Here is a 17,007-nt window from a genome sequence, read left to right as displayed (position 1 = left end):
GGTTATTCCAGCAAGGAAGCGACGATTTGTGCTTGCCAATGACACCTTGTGTCATATAGCCTCTTTCGTGTCATTTGCAATCACCCAAAGGACACAGACATGGCCAAGACATTAGCACTACCCAAAGACCAACTGGTCAAGCAAGCGCTGACCCAGATGCAAAAAAGCCTGGCGGATAATACGTGGACCGACCGGCAAAAGCTGGCCCTGACCTGCCGGATTCTATTCGAGAACGGTCATGACTCAGGCCTTGCCGGGCAAATCACCGCCCGTGGCCCGCAGCCTGGCACCTATTACACTCAGCAACTGGGCCTGGGCTTCGACGAAATCACCGCGAGCAATCTGCTGCTGGTCAACGAGGATCTGGAAGTTCTCGAAGGTCACGGCATGGCCAACCCTGCCAACCGTTTTCACAGCTGGGTGTACCGCGCCCGGCCGGATGTAAATTGCATCATTCACACCCACCCGACCCACGTCGCGGCGCTGTCGATGCTGGAGGTGCCGCTGCAGATTTCCCACATGGATCTGTGCCCGCTGTACGACGACTGCGCGTTTCTCGAAGGCTGGCCGGGTGTGCCGGTGGGTAACGAAGAAGGCGAGTTGATTGCCGGTGCACTGGGCGACAAACGCGCGATCCTGCTGTCGCACCACGGTCAGCTGTCGACCGGCACGACGATTGAAGAGGCGTGTGTCATCGCCCAATTGATCGAACGCGCGGCCAAGCTGCAGTTGCTGGCGATGGCGGCGGGCACGATCAAGCCGATCATTCCCGAGCTGGGCCGCGAGGCGCATGACTGGATCGCCAAGCCGAAACGCCACGCCGCCGCCTTCAACTATTACGCTCGGCAGAACCTGCGCCAACACGCCGATTGCCTGAACTGAACCCTGTTACGGAGAGATTCCCATGTCCACTATTCAAGGCATTATCGGCTACACCATCACCCCGTTCGGCGCCAATGGCGAAGGGCTGGATCTGCCGGCGCTCGGGCAATCGATCGATCGCCTGATCGACAGTGGCGTCCACGCCATCGCGCCATTGGGCAGCACCGGCGAAGGCGCTTACCTGAGCGACGCGGAGTGGGATCAGGTCGCTGAATTCAGCCTCCAGCAGGTGGCCAAACGCGTGCCGACCATCGTCAGCGTGTCCGACCTGACCACCGCCAAAGCCGTGCGCCGAGCGCGTTTCGCCGAAGCTCACGGGGCCGACGTGGTGATGGTGCTGCCAGCCTCGTACTGGAAGCTCACTGAGGCGGAAATCCTCACCCACTACCGCGCCATCGGCGAGAGCATCGGCGTGCCAATCATGCTCTACAACAACCCGGCCACCAGCGGCACCGACATGTCGGTGGATTTGATTCTGCGCATCGTCAATGCCGTTGAAAACGTGACCATGGTCAAGGAGAGCACCGGCGACATCCAGCGCATGCACAAGCTGCAACTGCTCGGTGAAGGTCAGGTGCCGTTCTACAACGGCTGCAATCCTCTAGCGCTCGAAGCGTTTGCCGCCGGAGCGAAAGGCTGGTGCACGGCGGCGCCGAACCTGATCCCGCAGTTGAACCTGGATCTTTATGACGCGGCCATGGCCGGCGATCTGGATCGGGCGCGGGATTTGTTCTATCGCCAGTTGCCGCTGCTGGATTTCATCCTCAAGGGTGGCTTGCCGGCAACGATCAAGGCCGGATTGCGGCAGACCGGGCTTGAATCGGGCGATCCACGTTTGCCGGTATTTCCGCTGAGTGAAACGGGCCAAACCCAGCTGCAAACGATCCTGAAAACCCTGCGCTGATCGTTCCGCGACACATAAAAAACTGTGGGAGCGAGCTTGCTCGCGAAGGCGTCAGTTCAGTCAACATCGATGTTGAATGAGTGACCGCTTTCGCGAGCAAGCTCGCTCCCACAGGGGTTCTTGGCGAATTTGAACGTGCGTTCAGAGCACCGGCAAGGTCTTGTCCTTGATCACCTTCGTCGGCCCATTCGTTTTAACGCTGGCAATGCCTTTATCGCACGCCGCCTCCGATGAATAGGATTCGCTGCTGCCGATGATCTGGTGATTGGCCGCTTTCAGGTTGAAGTAAGGATGACCGTCCTTCGTCGACTTCTTCTCGTAGCGCTCATCCAGCGGGCAGTTGGTCTGCACCGAGGCAATTCCACCTTCCGCTGCCGCGCGCGTGGTGTACAACTCGCTGGTCAGGATCGTTTCGGCATTCGCCGCTTTCAGCACGAACCTGAACTGGCCGTTGCTGCTTTTACTCAACTCGTACCATCCGGACATGTCTCTGCTCCTGTCGATTGAACCCTCGCAAGTAAAGACCGTTTCAGCGTTTTAGCCATTGTTGAAGAGCTGCGCGATCGCCAACATGACAAATAGCAATAATTCTCGATATCATTCGCGACTTCCTGCGCCCCACTTCGTCAAGAAGGATATCCATGCCCCGCCTCACGCCCGATCCTCTATCGGCTGATTCATTTCGCCGGTTTTACGGGGACATCCTGCATTACCTGCGCAAACGCACGGAAAACCCCAGCGATGCGGCGGACATGACCCAAGACGTTTTCACCCAATGGCTCGACTATCGCGACCGCGCCAAAGTCGAGCAGCCGCGCGCATTTCTGTTTCAGATGGCGCGCAACCTGCTGCGTGATCACTGGCGCAAACAAAAGGTTCGGCACATCGTCCAGCCGCAACTCGAGGGCGATGCGGAGCCGGTCACAGACGAACAGCACGACCCGATGGCGGCGGCGCAGCGCCAGCAACGTCTGGAACATCTGAAAGTGGTCTTGGCCGAACTCTCGCCACGTCGGCGTGAGGCCCTTATGCTGCACCGCTTTGAAGGCCTGAGTCAGGCACAGATAGCCGAGCGCATGGGGATTTCACTGAGCATGGTGGAGAAACACATCGCCTTTGCGCTGTTGCATTGCAAGCGACGCCTGGACCAAGACAACGGCATGGAGCAGCCAGAATGATCCGCCCTTACGACTTCAACAGCGAGCCGACCGATGACAACATCGACGCCCAGGCCGCCGCGTGGTTCACCCGCAATCGCCAGGATCACGACCGCACGGCGCGCCAGGCCTTCGAGCAGTGGTTGCGCGAGCCGGAACATGCCAAGGCCTATCGGGCCTTCGAAGAACTGTGGGCCGATCTCGGTGAGTTGCAGCAGGTCAATCGACCGACTCCGCTGCCGAAGCGAAAGCGTAAAGCGCTCTGGCGTCCGGCTCTCGCGGTCGCAGCTGCGCTGGTCTGCGCGGTGCTGGCGACGCATCTGGGCATGTCTCACGAGGTTTATCAGCAGCAGATCGCCGCGCAAGCCAAAGGCATGCGCACGCTCGAATTGCCCGACGGCAGCACGCTGTCGGTCAATGCCAACACGCAATTGCGCATCGACTTCGATAGCCATCAACGCAGGATTTTTCTCGATCACGGGCAGTTTTACGTGGAAGTAGCCCCGGACAAAGAAAGGCCCATGTGGGTCCAGACCGGCGACGCCACCGTGCGCGTGGTCGGCACCGGTTTTGATGTGCGGCGCACGGAAAAACAACTGGTGGTCAGCGTCGCCCACGGCCAGGTCGCCTTCGCGCCGGACAACCGCACGCCTCTGTTGCTCAGTGCGCAGCAACAGGTCGCCGTCGAGCTCAGCACCGGCACGCTGCAACAGCAGACACTGGCGGTCAGTCAGGTCGCCGACTGGCGCACCGGGCATCTGTCGTTTCGCAACCGTGAACTGGCGAGTCTGGTCGATGAGTTGAACCTGTATCGCGCCAAACCAGTGTTGCTGGCCAATCCGAAACTGGGCCAGTTCAAAGTCTCCGGCAACCTCGACGTCGAGAACCCGGATGCCCTGATCAATGCCCTCCCCGCGTTGATCCCGGTGAAAACCGTGGCCCTGGCCGACGGTCAGATTCGCATCGAAAACCGCTGACAACACCTCACATGAGAATATTTTGCATTCGCATGTGAGGTTTTTTTTGCCTGCCGCGTCTTCCTCCGGTCTGCGTTGCTGACGCAGGCCTTTTTGGCCTTTTGCCGCTTTGGGGGATTCCATGTTTCGCGTGTTTTCGCCGTACCCGCTCACCTGCCTTCGACCGACCCTGCTCGCTGCCTGCCTGGCATTCAGCGTGCAAGCGCATGCCGAGTCGATCAGCCTGCATTTGCCGGCGCAATCGACGGCGACGTCGCTGAGCCAGATCGCTCAGCAGGCGAAGATCCAGTTGCTGTTCGACGAAGCGCAATTGCGTGATCTCAAGGCTCCCGCCATCGATGGCGAATACAGCGCAGAAGCAGCCATCCGTCAATTGCTCGGCAACAGCCAGTTCGGTCTGATCAAGGTCAACCAGACCTATGTGGTGCGCCCTGAAGAGCCGGTGACCAGCAGCAGCGACAGCATTCAGCTTGATGCCCTCAGCGTGATCGGCACCGGCACCGAAGTCGATTCCAGCACCGTTGGCCGCTCGACCCTGACCCAGGCTGACATCGATCGCCATCAACCGAGCAACATCCCCAGCTTGCTGGCGACCCTGCCCGGCGTGAGCATGGGCGGTTCGATGAAACCCGGCGGCCAGACCATCAACATCTGGGGCCTGGGCGATGCCGAGGACGTGCCGCTGACGGTGGACGGCGCGACCAAAAGCGGCTTCGAACGCTACCAGCAAGGCACGATTTTCATCGAGCCGGAGCTGATCAAACGCATCGAAGTGGAGAAAGGCCCGCATTCGATGCTCACCGGCAACGGCGGCTTCGGCGGCACCGTGCACATGGAAACCAAAGACGCCCCGGACTTGTTGCAAGAGGACCGCAACACCGGCGCGATGGTCAAATATGGCTATGCCAGCAACGACCATCAGCAGACTTACACCGGCGCTGTGTTCGGTCGCACCGACGATGGCCGCGCCGATGCGCTGGTCTATCTGACCAAGCGCGATGGCGGCGACATGAAACTGGCCGCCACCCCGCCGGACCCGGGCCATGACTATCCGATCAATCCGCAGCGCCTGCCCAACAGTGCGCAGGATCTCGACGGCCAGTTGCTCAAATTCAATCTGCATCTGACCGATGAGCACAGCGTCGGGCTGTCGTACTCGCGTTCGCAGAGTGAACGCTGGACCCCGTTCTCGTCGGCGAGCTATCCGACCCCGCCGAGCAAAGACAACATCAAGAAGTATGGTTACGAGAATGCGCTAAAGCGCTTTTTGGCCAACCGCGAAACCACCGATACAACCTGGTCGACCAAATATCAGTATCAGCCGCTGGACAATCGTCTGGTCGACTTCAAGCTGAGCTATTCGGAATCCAACACCGACCAGACAGACGAGCGTGATGCCACGGCGTTTTTCCAGACCTCGACCGGCGGACGCAAGATGGACACCGCCTACAAGGACCGGATTCTCGAAGCCAGCAACATCAGTCTGTTCGAGACCGGCCCGTTGGCCCATGCGGTCACTGGCGGCATTCAGATCCGCAAGCACAGCCGCGACACCGAAATGTGGATGCCGGGCAGCACCTACAATGTGCCGAAGTACAACTACGGCCACTTCCAGCCCAGTTTCATGCCGCAGGGCAAGGTCGACACCCACAGCGCCTATCTGCAGGACGCCATCACGATCGGCGACTTCACCTTCACCCCGTCAATTCGCTATGACCACGTGCGTAACCGTGGCGAAGCGAACGAAGCGCCGTACTACAGCAATCCCGATCCGAGTTTCGGCCATGACTACAGCGACCGCACCTACACCGGTTGGTCGCCCCGTATGTCGGCGTTCTGGCGCATGACCCCGGATGTCGGTTTCTTCGTCGACTACAGCAAGACCTGGCGCGCGCCGGTGATCGATGAACAATACGAAGTACAGGGTTTGGGCAGCCGCACCGCGACCAGCGTCGACCTCGACCCGGAACGCATCACTGGCTGGCGCGCCGGTAACATCAGCAACTTCGCCAGCGTGTTCACTGACCGCGACAACGTGCAGATCCGCACCACGCTGTTCCGCAACAAGATCGACGACGAGATTTTCAAAGCCACCGGTGTCGGCTGCGAAAACCAGGCGATCAAGGGCGGCACCATTGCGTCCGACTGCAAGGGTTCGGGGCCGATGGGCAACTATCGCAACATTGGCGGTTTGACGATCAAGGGCTTCGAAGTCGAAAGTTTCTATGACTCGACGTACGTGTTCGGCTCGCTGTCCTACTCGTGGATGACCGGCAAGCACGAAGGCGCCTACACCAACCCCTGGGGGCCGGACGTCTGGGCGCGCGACATTCCGCCGCAAAAATGGATTGCCGTGCTGGGTGTGAAGATCCCGAGTTGGGATGCGCAGGTGGGCTGGCAAGGCGAGTTCGTCCGCCAGACCGATCGCCTGCCGAGCGACAAGTACGGTTCGAGCAAAAACACCGTCGGCGATGTGTTTTACGATCAGTACGACAACGACCGCTACAACGTGCAGGGCCTGTTCGCCAACTGGAAGCCGCAGCAACCGTACCTCAAGGGCACCGAGGTCAATCTGACCGTCGATAACCTGTTCAACGAAGACTATCGACCGGCGCTGAGCGGGGACCGGGCTTACAGCCAGGGGCGCAACGCCAAGGTGAGTGTGACGCGGTTCTTCTGAGCCAGAATTTGCGTTGCCTGATCTAACGCCTTCGCGAGCAGGCTCGCTCCCACAGTTGACCGTATTTCACTTGGAACTCGGTCGAAAGTGGGAGTGAGCCTGCTCGCGAATGAGGCTACTCGATCCCGATTATTTCACCACTGCCCGTACCACTGACAACTCAGGCGAACCCACCCGCCGCTGACTCAGATACCGCGTACAACTCACCCGCAGGAACGAGGCAAAGTTCACCACCTCACCGCGATAATCCATCACCTCTTCATACAGTTTGGCGATCAACTGGTTGGTGGTCATGCCGTCGACCTCGGCAATCTCGCTGAGGATGTCCCAGAACTGATTCTCCAGGCGCAACGTCGTCACCACGCCGCAGATGCGCAGCGAACGCGAGCGTGATTCATAAAGAATCGGGTCAGCCTTGACGTAGAGCTCGCACATCGGCGGATCCTCGCTACAGGGTGATTTTTGTGCCTAGCAAGCCGAGGAAACCGGCCAGCCAGTTCGGATGCGCCGGCCATGCCGGTGCCGTGGCCAGATTGCCTTGAACGTGGCCGTCCGTCACCGGGATATCGATGTACGTACCGCCGGCCAGTCGTACTTCCGGCGCGCAGGCCGGATAAGCGCTGCATTCGCGGCCTTCAAGAACGCCCGCTGCTGCCAGCAGTTGTGCGCCGTGGCAGACCGCGGCAATCGGTTTACCGGCCTTGTCGAAAGCGCGCACCAGATCGAGGACTTTTTCGTTCAGGCGCAGGTATTCCGGGGCACGACCGCCGGGGATCAACAGCGCGTCGTAATCGGCCTCGCTGACCTTGGCGAAGTCGAAGTTGAGGGCGAACAGGTGACCAGGCTTTTCGCTGTAGGTCTGATCGCCTTCGAAATCATGGATCGCGGTGCGCACGGTTTTGCCGGCAGCCTTGTCCGGGCACACAGCGTGGACGGTGTGACCGACCATTTGCAGGGCCTGGAACGGCACCATTACTTCGTAGTCTTCGACGTAATCGCCGACCAGCATCAGGATCTTTTTCGCGGCCATGGGGAGGACTCCTCTGGGGGGAATGCTTGGGAGTATTCAAGGTAGACCTTATCCGCAGGCTCGGGTAACAACCGGCTACTACCTCGTTATTCGCGAGCAGGCTCGCTCCCACAGGAGGAATGCATTCCAAATGTGGGAGCGAGCCTGCTCGCGAAGAGGCCCTCAAACTGTACGCCTAAGTCCGTGCCTAGCTGTAACACCCCGAAGTTAGCGGATTATGGCTAGATGAGGACACCTTCCAGCCACCTATGATTCCGGTCCCCCATCATGTCCTCGCGCGAAAACACCGGCATGGCCCTCGGCCTGCTCGGCGTGGTGATCTTCAGCCTCACCCTGCCCTTCACCCGCATCGTGGTGCAGGAACTGCACCCGCTGCTCAACGGTTTGGGCCGAGCACTGTTTGCGGCAATTCCGGCGGCGCTGCTTCTGTTATGGCGGCGCGAAAAGTGGCCGACGTGGCAGCAAGTCAAAGGCCTGAGCCTGGTGATCGCCGGGGTGATTCTGGGTTTTCCGGTACTCTCGGCGTGGGCCATGCAAACATTGCCGGCGTCCCACGGTGCCTTGGTCAACGGCCTGCAACCGCTGTGCGTGGCGCTGTATGCCGCGTGGTTGTCCCACGAGCGCCCGTCAAAAGCCTTCTGGGCCTGCGCGGCGTTGGGCAGTGCGCTGGTGCTCGGTTATGCCCTGTATACCGGAGCCGGCAGCATTCAGGCGGGTGATTTGCTGATGCTCGGCGCCATTGCCGTCGGTGGCCTGGGTTACGCCGAGGGCGGGCGATTGGCCAAGGAGATGGGCGGCTGGCAGGTGATCTGCTGGGCGCTGGTGCTGTCGACGCCGCTGTTGATCGGGCCGGTGCTGTATCTGGCGCTGCAACATCACGGTGCCGTATCGGCGAAGGCTTGGTGGGCGTTTGGTTATGTGGCGCTGTTTTCGCAGTTTCTTGGATTCTTTGCGTGGTACGCCGGGCTGGCCATGGGTGGCATTGCCCGGGTCAGTCAGATCCAGTTGTTGCAGATCTTCTTCACCATCGCGTTTTCGGCGCTGTTTTTTGGTGAACACGTCGAGCCGATTACGTGGGTGTTTGCCTGCGGTGTCATTGCCACTGTCATGCTCGGTCGTAAAACCACGGTGAAGTCAAATGTGGGAGCGAGCTTGCTCGCGAAGGCGGATTGACAGTCAACGATGATGTTGGCTGTTATGGCCCCTTCGCGAGCAAGCTCGCTCCCACAGGTTTTTTGTGTCAGACGAGGTAGCCGTCACCGCGCAGGAGAGTTTCCAGGCAGTGCTCGCTGATGTTGTAGAAGGCTTTCAACTCTTCGATCTTCACCAACAACTGTGCCGAATCCACCGGCTCGGCGCGTTTCACCGCCAGAATCATCTTGTTCTTGTTGGTGTGATCCAGCGAGATGAACTCGAAGACCTTGGTTTCGTAACCGCAGGCCTCAAGGAACAACGCGCGCAGACTGTCGGTGACCATTTCCGCCTGCTGACCGAGGTGCAGACCGTATTGCAGCATCGGTTTGAGCAACGCCGGGCTCTGGATCTGCAGGCGGATCTGTTTGTGGCAGCACGGCGAGCACATGATGATCGACGCGCCCGAGCGGATGCCGGTGTGGATCGCGTAGTCGGTAGCGATGTCGCAGGCATGCAGGGCGATCATCACGTCCAGCTCGCTCGGCGCCACGCTGCGCACGTCACCGCACTTGAAGACCAGCCCCGGATGATCGAGTTTCGCGGCGGCGGTGTTGCACAGGTTGACCATCTCTTCGCGCAGCTCGACGCCGGTGACTTCGCCCTCGGCCTTCAGGGTGTTGCGCAGGTAATCGTGAATCGCGAACGTCAGATAACCCTTGCCCGAACCGAAATCCGCCACACGCACCGGTTTGTCCAGCGCCAGCGGCGACGAGGTCAGGGCATGGCTGAATACTTCGATGAATTTGTTGATCTGCTTCCACTTGCGCGACATCGCCGGGATCAGCTCATGTTGCGCGTTGGTCACGCCCAGGTCCTTGAGGAACGGTCGGCTCAATTCGAGGAAGCGGTTTTTCTCGCGGTTGTGCTCGGCGGACGGAGCTTCGCGCAATTGCTGAGGTTTGCTTTTGAACAGCGAACTCTTGCCCTTTTTGCTGTATTCGAGCTGGGCTTCGTCAGTGACGGCAAGCAAATGCGCATTTTTGAACGAGGCCGGCAGCAGCGCGGCAATGGTCGCAACACCTTCGCTTAGCGGCAGGTTTTTGGTGATGTCGCGGGTTTTGTAGCGATAGACGAAGGACAGGTTCGGCTGCGCTTTGACGGTGACCGCTTTGATGATCACCCGCTGCAGCTCCGCTTCGTCACCGACGTACTTGGCCAGCACCAGTTTGATGAAGCCGTTCTGCTCGAGGCTGGTTTGCAGCAGTTCGATAAACTGGGCGTGGTGATCAGGCGCGGGGTTGGTGGCTGGAGCAGTAACGGACATGGAAAAGCGGCCTCGGACGGGCGAAATCGGGAATGGCGGGTATTTTAGGGGGGATGGGGGTTGGGGACACGCTCTTATTTACCCAACGGTTGTCAGAAGTACCCTCACCCTAGCCCTCTCCCAGAGGGAGAGGGCTAGGGTGAGGTGTTTTCACGGGTTACACCGACCTGAAATACCGGGCCGAACTCAGGTTTGAAGGGCCCCCGATCTGCTCCCTTTCCCCCTCTCCCATTGGGAGAGGGCTGGGGTGAGGGGCTGGATCTCAGCGTCGACGAATAATCCAGGTCTTACCCCAGCACAATCAACCGGTTCGGCAACTCATTCCTCACCTGCGTCACCGGCACATGCACCTTCAGCAATTCCCCACACGCTTCGATGCAAGTGACAAACCCCTCAAGCGTGCGCCCCTGCCGTACCTGCTCGGTAAACGCCGCAACAATCACATCCCAGGATTTATTGTCGAGCCGCTTGGAAATCCCTTCATCCACCAGAATTTCCACATACCGCTCAGCCTCGCAAACAAAAATCAGCATCCCCGTGCTGCCCACCGTGTGGTGCAGATTCTGTTCAAGAAACTGCCGCCGCGCCAGATTCGAGGCGCGCCAGTGGCGCACGCGACGCGGTATCAAGTGGGTAGTGATTTTCGGCAGACGAAACAGCAGGCACAGCACGATAAACGCCCCCCACTGCACCAGCAGCAGACTGCGCAAGGTCAGCCACCCGGTCAGGTAGTGCACGACGCCCGGCACCACCAGTGCCAGGAGGCTCGCCCACAACAGCGGGATGTACGCATAGTCATCGGCGCGCGCCGCGAGTACCGTCACCAGTTCGGCGTCGGTGTCGCGCTCGACCCGGGCAATCGCCTCGGCGACTTTGCGTTGTTCGTGTTCGGTCAGTAGTGCCATGTTGGAAAGTGCCTGCTCATTATTCTTCTGATATCACCAGCCGCCGGACGAACCACCGCCGCCGAAACTGCCCCCGCCGCCGCTGAAGCCCCCGCCCCCGCCTCCACCGCCGCTGCCAAATCCGCCACCACCGCCGAAGCCGCCCCCTCCTCCGGAGCCACCCCGGCCGGCAGGCAGGATACCGAGCATCTGGCAGACAAACACCGTCAGGATGAACAACATCACCAAAAACACGAACAATGCCGGATGCCGCGAGATGAAATCATCGGACGGATCACCGCTGGATTCATACACCGTCGATGGCTCGTCGAGCGGATTTCCACCCAGCACCACCAGCATCGCCGCCACGCCATCGCTGATGCCTTTGCTGAAGTTGCCGGCCTTGAACGCGGGGGTGATGACTTGATGGATGATCACCGATGTTTGCGCGTCGGTCAGCCGGTCTTCGAGGCCATAACCGACTTCGATACGCAGTTTGCGCTCGTCACGGGCAACGATCAGCAGCGCACCGTTGTTCTTGTCCTTTTGACCGATGGCCCAATGTCGACCGAGCTGAACGCCGAAGTCCTCAATGGTTGTGCCTTGCAAATCCGGCACGGTAACCACGACCAGTTGCTCGCCGGTCGCCTGTTCGTGGGCCTGCAACTGCTGGCTCAGTTGCGCGCGCACCGACGGCTCGATCATCTGCGCTTCGTCCACCACCCGCCCGCTCAGCGCCGGGAACGTCAACTCGGCCCGGGCGCTGAAGGCGAACAACCACAGCATCAGCACCAGGCCCATTTTCAACGCACGCATGGGCAACCTCGAATCAGAATTTCACTTGCGGCGCTTTTTCCGCACCGGGCGTGGTGGCTTCGAAGGTTTCGCGGATCGGCAAATCGCTGTACATCACGCTGTGCCAGAGACGGCCGGGGAAGGTGCGAATCTCGGTGTTGTACTTCTGCACCGCCAGAATGAAATCGCGGCGCGCCACGGCGATGCGGTTTTCCGTGCCCTCAAGTTGCGATTGCAGGGCGAGGAAGTTCTGGTTGGCTTTCAGATCCGGGTAGCGCTCGGAGACCACCATCAAGCGGCTCAACGCACCGGTCAGTTGATCCTGCGCCTGCTGGAACTGCTTGAGTTTTTCCGGGTTGTCGAGGGTGCTGGCATCGACCTGGATCGACGTGGCTTTCGCCCGAGCCTCGATCACTGCCGTCAGGGTTTCCTCTTCATGCTTGGCATAACCCTTCACCGTTTCCACCAGATTGGGGATCAGGTCGGCGCGGCGCTGGTACTGGTTCTGCACCTGGCCCCACGCGGCTTTGGCCTGTTCGTCGAGGGTCGGGATATTGTTGATGCCGCACGCCGTCAGCAACGTGGCCAGCACCAGCAGCGTGGCGACCTGCAAACGCGAGCGATAGGTTGGACTTGCATTCATCGCAGTGATGCTCCTTGGCACATATCATTATAAAAACCGAGCGCGAAACATTCTCAGCGGGCTCTTGGGGCATAATCGGCCGCGTCGCTGGATTACGACGGGGCAATGGGCTAAAAAGTGCCCTGCGTGATCATGCTGCCAAGTGTCGGCTGCCGTTTTGGCTCTGTTTCTTTGAGCCTGTACCCGAACAACAATAGTCGCTCCCTAAATTTTGGCTGGCCGGCGTTGCATTGCCGCTTGGGCCCTTGAGAAAAATATTCATGAAGAAGCTGTGTTTGCTGGGTCTGTTCGTCAGCCTGGCCAGTCATCAAGTATTGGCCGCCACGACCCCGGTACCCCTGGATAACAAGGACGCGTTCATCAGCAACCTGATGAACCAGATGACCCTCGATGAAAAGATCGGCCAGTTGCGCCTGATCAGCATCGGCCCGGAAATGCCCCGCGAGTTGATCCGCAAGGAGATCGCGGCCGGCAACATCGGCGGCACCTTCAACTCGATCACCCGTCCGGAAAACCGTCCGATGCAGGACGCGGCCATGCGCAGCCGCCTGAAGATTCCGATGTTTTTCGCGTACGACGTGATCCACGGTCACCGTACGATTTTCCCGATTCCGCTGGCCCTCGCCTCGAGCTGGGACATGGACGCCATCGGCCAGTCCGGCCGCGTTGCCGCCAAAGAAGCCGCTGCCGACAGCCTCGACATCACCTTCGCGCCGATGGTCGATATCTCCCGCGACCCACGCTGGGGCCGCAGTTCCGAAGGTTTCGGTGAAGACACTTACCTGACCTCGCGCATCGCCGGCGTCATGGTGCGCGCCTATCAGGGCGCCACCCCGAGCGCGGCCGACAGCATCATGGCCAGCGTCAAGCACTTCGCTCTGTACGGCGCGGTCGAGGGCGGTCGCGACTACAACACCGTCGACATGAGTCCGGTGAAGATGTATCAGGATTACCTGCCGCCGTACCGCGCCGCGATCGATGCCGGCGCCGGCGGTGTGATGGTCGCGTTGAACTCGATCAACGGCATTCCGGCCACCGCCAACACCTGGCTGATGAACGATCTGCTGCGCCGCGACTGGGGCTTCAAAGGCCTGGCGGTCAGCGACCACGGTGCGATTTTCGAACTGATCAAGCACGGCGTCGCCCGCGACGGTCGTGAAGCGGCGAAGCTGGCGATCAAGGCCGGCATCGACATGAGCATGAACGACACCCTGTACGGCAAAGAGCTGCCGGGGCTGCTCAAGTCCGGCGAGATCGAACAGAAAGACATCGACAACGCCGTGCGCGAAGTCCTCGCCGCCAAGTACGACATGGGCCTGTTCAAGGACCCGTACCTGCGTATCGGCAAGGCTGAAGACGATCCGGCCGACACCTACGCCGAAAGCCGTCTGCACCGCGCCGAGGCACGTGAAGTCGCGCGTCGCAGCCTGGTGCTGCTGAAAAACCAGAATGAAACCCTGCCGCTGAAGAAAGACGCAAAAGTCATGCTGGTCGGCCCATTGGCCAAAGCCCCGATCGATATGATGGGCAGCTGGGCTGCAGCGGGTAAGCCTGCGCAATCGGTGACCCTGTTCGACGGCATGAGCTCGGTGATCGGCAACAAGACGAATCTGATCTACGCCCGTGGCGCCAACATCACCACCGACAAGAAGGTCCTGGATTACCTGAATTTCCTCAATTTCGATGCGCCGGAAGTGGTCGATGACCCGCGACCGGCCAACGTGCTGATCGACGAAGCGGTGAAAGCGGCAAAGGATGCTGACGTGATCGTCGCTGCCGTGGGCGAGTCCCGTGGCATGTCCCACGAATCCTCCAGCCGTACCGACCTGAACATCCCGGAAAACCAGCGCGAGCTGATCCGTGCGCTGAAAGCCACCGGCAAACCGCTGGTGCTGGTACTGATGAACGGCCGTCCGCTGACCATCCTCGAAGAGAACCAGTCGGCTGATGCGATTCTGGAAACCTGGTTCAGCGGTACCGAGGGCGGTAACGCCATCGCTGACGTACTGTTCGGCGACTACAACCCGTCAGGCAAACTGCCGGTGACCTTCCCGCGCTCCGTGGGCCAGATCCCGACCTACTACAACCACCTGAGCATTGGCCGGCCGTTCACGCCGGGCAAACCGGGCAACTACACCTCGCAGTATTTCGATGACACCACGGGCCCGCTGTTCCCGTTCGGGTATGGCCTGAGCTACACGCAATTCGCCCTGAGCGACATGGCGCTGTCGTCGACCACCCTGAACGCCACCGGCAAACTCGACGCCAGCGTCATGGTGAAAAACACCGGCAAGCGTGACGGCGAAACCGTGGTGCAGCTGTACATCCAGGACGTTACCGGTTCGATGATCCGCCCGGTGAAAGAACTGAAGAACTTCCAGAAAATCATGCTCAAGGCCGGTGAACAAAAAGTCGTGCACTTCACCATCAGCGAGGATGACCTGAAGTTCTACAACGCCCAGCTCAAATACGCGGCAGAGCCTGGCAAGTTCAACGTGCAGATCGGCCTGGATTCGCAGGACGTGACGCAGCAGAGCTTCGAGTTGCTGTAACCGCAAGCACACCGCAAAACCCTGTGGGAGCGAGCTTGCTCGCGAAAGCGGTCATTCAGCTAAACAATTGCTGACTGACACACCGCTTTCGCGAGCAGGCTCGCTCCCACATTGGATTCAGGGTGTATTCAGAATCGGTTTTAGCCGCGGCGATCAAGGATGTTGACCACCACCCGATCCACCCAGCCCCACACCCGCTGCTTCACTCGCCGCCACAACGGCCGGCGCTGCCACTCCTCCAGACTCACCAACTGACTCAGCCCGAAGTCCTTCACAAAACTCGCCTCTACTGCTGCCGTCAACGACGGATCCAGCGCCTCCAGATTCGCCTCCAGATTGAAACGCAGATTCCAGTGATCGAAGTTGCACGAACCGATGCTCACCCAATCGTCCACCAGCACCATTTTCAAATGCAGGAAGCACGGCTGGTATTCAAAGATCTGCACCCCGGTCTTGAGCAGTCGCGGGTAATAACGGTGCCCGGCGTAACGCACTGACGGGTGATCGGTGCGCGGCCCGGTCAACAGCAAACGCACGTCGACACCGCGCGCCGCCGCCTTGCGCAGGGAGCGGCGGATTTTCCAGGTCGGCAGGAAGTACGGCGTGGCCATCCAGATGCGTTGCTGGCCGCTGTTCAAGGCGCGAAACAGCGACTGCAGAATGTCGCGATGCTGGCGGGCATCGGCATACGCCACACGGCCCATGCCCTCGCCCTTGTCCGGCACTCGCGGTAAACGCGGCAGGCCGAAATGTGCGGCCGGGCGCCAGGCGCGGCGATAGCGGTTGGCGATCCACTGACGATCAAACAGCAATTGCCAGTCGATCACCAGCGGGCCGCTGATCTCGACCATCACTTCGTGCCATTCGCTGGTGTCATGCCCCGGCGTCCAGAATTCGTCGGTAACGCCGGTGCCGCCGACCACGGCCAGACGCTGATCAACCAGCAGCAATTTGCGGTGATCGCGGTAAAAATTGCCGACCCAGCGCCGCCAGTTCAGCCGATTGTAAAAGCGCAGTTCAACCCCGGCGTGCGTCAGGCGCTGGCGCAGATTGAGCGTAAACGCCAGACTGCCGTAATCATCGAACAGACAACGCACACGCACACCGCGTTCGGCCGCCAGCACCAGCGCCTGCACGATGGTTTCGGCACAGGCGCCCGCCTCGACCAGATACAGCTCAAGCTCGATCTGCTCTTGAGCGCCGGCGATCTGCTCGAGCATGCGCGGAAAGAATTGCGGGCCGTCGATCAACAGCTCGAAACGGTTGCCGTCACGCCATGGGAACACTGCGCCCCGCATGTCAGCGCGCCGTGAAGATCAGCACCGCACCCACCGGCACCGACAGACTGATCGCCGACAGGTCGGCGAGTTTGCGCAGGCTTTCCAGCCCCGGCGCCAGATCAAAATCCTCGGCGTTGATCACCAGCGGTTCCAGAGTGACAACTTGAAAGCGCCGGTCATCGAGGCGCGTCGCCAGCAGTTCGGCCGGGTATTCGTGTTGCTTGCCATGGAGGTTGACGGTCAGCGGCAGACGCAATTCCAGTTGCGCACCGGGGGCCAGATCGTTGATCGGGCGCAGATCGATCTGGGTGGTGATGGTCGCTTCGGGGAATTGCTCGATCTGGAACAGCTCCTTACGCATGCGCTCGTCGCGCAGCGGGATGCCGCTGTTGATCGAGTCCAGCTCGACTTCGACTTCGGCGCGACCGTTAGGGTCGACCTTGCCATGCAGCACCAGAAAGCGCTGCACTTCGGAGACATTGGCATTTTTCGTGCTGACGAACGACAGCCGCGACGACTCGCCGTCCAGATACCAATTGGCCTGCGCCGGCAGCGCGACGGCGGCGAGCAGCAGGCTGGACAGGGTTGCACAGAGGGAGCGGTTGAACATTGAACACTCGTGGGGCCGATAAACCTGCACGAACCTTAACCGCCCACGCGGTTATTGCAAACTCGTTCGCCGCAAATCCATCAACTGATGAAAACCCCTGTGGGAGCTGGCTTGCCAGCGATGGCGGTCCGCCAGTCAGAGGAGATGTTGAATCT

General features: G+C 60.2%; 16 protein-coding genes. 7 read left to right on the top strand and 9 right to left on the bottom strand.

The window, feature by feature from the left end; all coding sequences use genetic code 11:
* Positions 1 to 99 precede the first annotated feature (99 nt).
* Together ACZ0A4_RS01765 and ACZ0A4_RS01760 are read left to right on the top strand one after the other, a co-directional pair.
* Positions 100 to 882 (top strand): aldolase, encoded by a 783-nt coding sequence (locus tag ACZ0A4_RS01765; protein WP_007911518.1) that lies wholly within the window; start codon positions 100 to 102, stop codon positions 880 to 882.
* Between the two features lie 22 nt (positions 883 to 904).
* Positions 905 to 1,786 (top strand): dihydrodipicolinate synthase family protein, encoded by an 882-nt coding sequence (locus ACZ0A4_RS01760; RefSeq protein WP_463572820.1) that lies wholly within the window; start codon positions 905 to 907, stop codon positions 1,784 to 1,786.
* Positions 1,787 to 1,927: 141 nt separating this feature from the next.
* Here the strand turns inward: ACZ0A4_RS01760 and ACZ0A4_RS01755 are convergent, their stop codons facing one another.
* Positions 1,928 to 2,272, bottom strand: a complete 345-nt coding sequence (locus tag ACZ0A4_RS01755; protein ID WP_463572818.1) for a YegP family protein — start codon at positions 2,270 to 2,272, stop codon at positions 1,928 to 1,930.
* 155 nt (positions 2,273 to 2,427) lie between these two features.
* Between ACZ0A4_RS01755 and ACZ0A4_RS01750 the strand changes: the two genes are divergently transcribed.
* The 3 genes from ACZ0A4_RS01750 (at position 2,428) to ACZ0A4_RS01740 (ending at position 6,600) form a co-directional block, all read left to right on the top strand.
* Positions 2,428 to 2,964 (top strand): RNA polymerase sigma factor, encoded by a 537-nt coding sequence (locus tag ACZ0A4_RS01750; RefSeq protein WP_463572817.1) that lies wholly within the window; start codon positions 2,428 to 2,430, stop codon positions 2,962 to 2,964.
* Complete coding sequence (locus tag ACZ0A4_RS01745; protein WP_463572816.1) at positions 2,961 to 3,920, top strand: FecR family protein; 960 nt, start codon at positions 2,961 to 2,963, stop codon at positions 3,918 to 3,920. The genes ACZ0A4_RS01750 and ACZ0A4_RS01745 overlap by 4 nt, the downstream gene beginning before the upstream one ends.
* Positions 3,921 to 4,041: 121 nt before the next feature.
* Positions 4,042 to 6,600, top strand: a complete 2,559-nt coding sequence (locus ACZ0A4_RS01740; RefSeq protein ID WP_463572815.1) for a TonB-dependent receptor — start codon at positions 4,042 to 4,044, stop codon at positions 6,598 to 6,600.
* Between the two features lie 129 nt (positions 6,601 to 6,729).
* On the opposite strand, the gene ACZ0A4_RS01735 is transcribed toward ACZ0A4_RS01740, so the two are convergent.
* The gene (locus ACZ0A4_RS01735) at positions 6,730 to 7,035 is read right to left on the bottom strand and encodes a ribbon-helix-helix domain-containing protein (protein WP_463572814.1); all 306 of its coding nucleotides are present in this window, start codon (positions 7,033 to 7,035) and stop codon (positions 6,730 to 6,732) included.
* Positions 7,036 to 7,048: 13 nt separating this feature from the next.
* Positions 7,049 to 7,630, bottom strand: a complete 582-nt coding sequence (locus ACZ0A4_RS01730; RefSeq protein WP_095049176.1) for a DJ-1/PfpI family protein — start codon at positions 7,628 to 7,630, stop codon at positions 7,049 to 7,051.
* A 267-nt stretch (positions 7,631 to 7,897) separates the two neighbouring features.
* On the opposite strand from ACZ0A4_RS01730, the gene ACZ0A4_RS01725 reads away from it, so the two are divergent.
* Complete coding sequence (locus ACZ0A4_RS01725; RefSeq protein WP_463572813.1) at positions 7,898 to 8,803, top strand: DMT family transporter; 906 nt, start codon at positions 7,898 to 7,900, stop codon at positions 8,801 to 8,803.
* A 67-nt stretch (positions 8,804 to 8,870) separates the two neighbouring features.
* Here ACZ0A4_RS01725 and ACZ0A4_RS01720 read toward each other — a convergent pair whose 3' ends face one another.
* The 4 genes from ACZ0A4_RS01720 to ACZ0A4_RS01705 all read right to left on the bottom strand — a co-directional run bounded on the left by ACZ0A4_RS01720 (position 8,871) and on the right by ACZ0A4_RS01705 (position 12,410).
* Positions 8,871 to 10,088 (bottom strand): class I SAM-dependent methyltransferase, encoded by a 1,218-nt coding sequence (locus tag ACZ0A4_RS01720; protein ID WP_463572812.1) that lies wholly within the window; start codon positions 10,086 to 10,088, stop codon positions 8,871 to 8,873.
* A 287-nt stretch (positions 10,089 to 10,375) separates the two neighbouring features.
* Positions 10,376 to 10,993: a TPM domain-containing protein gene (locus ACZ0A4_RS01715; RefSeq protein ID WP_095049173.1), complete on the bottom strand. Its 618-nt coding sequence runs from the start codon at positions 10,991 to 10,993 to the stop codon at positions 10,376 to 10,378.
* 33 nt (positions 10,994 to 11,026) lie between these two features.
* Positions 11,027 to 11,788, bottom strand: coding sequence for a TPM domain-containing protein (locus ACZ0A4_RS01710; protein ID WP_463572811.1), 762 nt, complete (start codon positions 11,786 to 11,788; stop codon positions 11,027 to 11,029).
* Between the two features lie 13 nt (positions 11,789 to 11,801).
* The gene (locus ACZ0A4_RS01705; RefSeq protein WP_463572810.1) at positions 11,802 to 12,410 is read right to left on the bottom strand and encodes a LemA family protein; all 609 of its coding nucleotides are present in this window, start codon (positions 12,408 to 12,410) and stop codon (positions 11,802 to 11,804) included.
* A gap of 260 nt (positions 12,411 to 12,670) precedes the next feature.
* Here ACZ0A4_RS01705 and bglX point away from each other — a divergent pair, with 260 nt between their 5' ends.
* Positions 12,671 to 14,962, top strand: a complete 2,292-nt coding sequence (gene bglX / locus ACZ0A4_RS01700; protein WP_463572809.1) for a beta-glucosidase BglX — start codon at positions 12,671 to 12,673, stop codon at positions 14,960 to 14,962.
* A gap of 140 nt (positions 14,963 to 15,102) precedes the next feature.
* On the opposite strand, the gene ACZ0A4_RS01695 is transcribed toward bglX, so the two are convergent.
* Together ACZ0A4_RS01695 and ACZ0A4_RS01690 are read right to left on the bottom strand one after the other, a co-directional pair.
* Entirely contained in the window at positions 15,103 to 16,260 is a 1,158-nt protein-coding gene (locus ACZ0A4_RS01695; RefSeq protein ID WP_463572807.1) for a phospholipase D-like domain-containing protein, read from the bottom strand.
* A 1-nt stretch (position 16,261) separates the two neighbouring features.
* Positions 16,262 to 16,852 carry a YceI family protein gene (locus ACZ0A4_RS01690; RefSeq protein WP_016982797.1) on the bottom strand — a complete coding sequence of 197 codons (591 nt, stop codon included), beginning with the start codon at positions 16,850 to 16,852 and terminating at the stop codon, positions 16,262 to 16,264.
* Between the last annotated feature and the right edge of the window lie 155 nt (positions 16,853 to 17,007).

The organism is Pseudomonas sp. AC172 (genome assembly GCF_979258595.1).
The sequence above is the reverse complement of the archived record's forward strand: the minus strand, read 5'-3'. Positions and strand labels throughout refer to the sequence as shown.